Genomic DNA, 1688 nt, shown 5'->3' with positions numbered 1-1688 from the left:
CGGCCGGCCGGCCGGCGCCCCCACCGCCGCGAAGGGGACCGCGGTCACATGGCGACCCCGCCGGCCCGCAGGTAGGCCACCGGGTCGATGTCGCTGCCGAAGCCGGGGCCGGTGCGGATCTCGAAGTGCAGGTGCGGGCCGGAGCTGTTGCCGGTGGAGCCGGAGCGGCCGATCCGCTGTCCGGCGGTGACCGTCTGGCCGGACTTCACGGAGATCGCCGACAGGTGGGCGTACTGGGAGTAGCGCCCGTCGGGATGCCGGACCACCACCTGGTAGCCGAACGATCCGCCCCAGCCCGCCGTGACGACCTGGCCCGCGCCGACCGACTTCACGGCGGTGCCCGTCGGCACCGGGAAGTCGACACCGGTGTGGTAGCCCTTCGACCAGGAGGAGCCGCTCGCCCGGTAGGCGGTGCCGAGAGCGGCGCTCACCGGGGCGACCCTGCTGCGCGCGGCGGCGGGCCGGGCCTCGGTCTCCTTCTGCCGGTCGACCTTCCGCGCCTCCTCGCGCTTCTCGGGCGAGGGCTTCTTCGGCTCGGGCTGCGGCTTCTTCGGCTCGGCCTTCTGCTGCCGGCCCGCCTTCTCCCCGCCGGCCTTCTCCCCGCCGCCCGCCTTCTTCCCTGCGGGTGCGTCGGAGCGCGGGGCGGCGGCGGTTCCGTCCGGCATCCGCAGGCGCTGGCCCGGGATGATCAGGTCGGGGTCCGACCCCACGGTGGAGCGGTTGGCGGAGTAGAGGGACTGCCAGCCGCCGTCGACGTCGCGGGTGTCGGCGATGGCGGAGAGCGTGTCGCCGCGGACGACGGTGTACATGCCGGTCCGCCCGGCCCGGGACTGCGGCGTGGTCTGCGGTCCGACGTCCTTCCCGTCGGCCTTCTTCCCGGCCTCCCCGTCCGCCTTCCCGCCGGTCTTCCGGTCGCTGCTGCCGGTGCCCGCCTGGGCGGCGGTGCCCGGTTCGGCGCCGGCCTTGGCGCCGGTGGCCTTGCCGGAGGCCGTTTTCGACGAGCCGCCCGCTCCGTCGCCGGGGGCGGGCGCGGGACCGCCGCGGGCCAGGCCGGCACGCTGCGAGCAGACCGGCCAGGCGCCCGGGCCCTGGGTCTTCAGCACCTTCTCGGCGACCGCGATCTGTTCCGCGCGGGTGGCCTGGTCGGCACGCGGCGCGTAGGAGCGCCCGCCGAAGGCCTCCCATGTGGACTGGCTGAACTGCAGCCCGCCGTAGTAGCCGTTGCCGGTGTTGATGTCCCAGTCGCCGCTCGCCTCGCAGGCGGCCACCCGGTCCCAGGTGGCGGCGTCGGCCGCCTCGGCGGTGCCGGCTCCCATCAGGGGGAGCGCGATGCCCGCGCCACCGGCGGTGACGGTGAGCGAGGCGCGGTTGAGTCTGTTGGGCTGGTACCGGCGGTGCCGACCGCGTGCGGCCATGTGGTGCCTCCTCGACACGTGTCAGGAGACACAGAACGTAAGCGCAGTGACAGAGGGTCACAAGAAGGAATTCGGCCGCCTGCTCGGGACGGCATGCCGGTGAACCACCAGTTGACGGACGTCGGCGGACGAATATGCCCGGGTGGACGCGGGGTGGGGCGTCTGGCGCGAAAGCACCGGACGCCCCTGAGGTTCACGTCACAGCCACGGTCCCCCGGACCGCGGAGGGCCGGGTTCGGGGTCGGGCACCGGCTCCGGCCCCGGCGGCTCCGG

The 1688-nt window shown here is 74.9% G+C and carries 1 protein-coding gene; it reads right to left on the bottom strand.

The features are described 5' to 3' along the window. Nucleotides 1-44: 44 nt before the first annotated feature. Complete coding sequence (locus HW445_RS30035; protein ID WP_180223963.1) at nt 45-1415, bottom strand: transglycosylase family protein; 1371 nt, start codon at nt 1413-1415, stop codon at nt 45-47. Nucleotides 1416-1688: the final 273 nt, after the last annotated feature.

The sequence above is a fragment of the Streptomyces sp. UH6 genome (assembly GCF_013421635.1).
In the GTDB taxonomy this organism is placed as follows: Bacteria; Actinomycetota; Actinomycetes; order Streptomycetales; family Streptomycetaceae; genus Streptomyces; species Streptomyces abyssomicinicus.
Note: the sequence above shows the minus strand (reverse complement) of the source record. Positions and strands in the feature narration are given on the sequence as shown.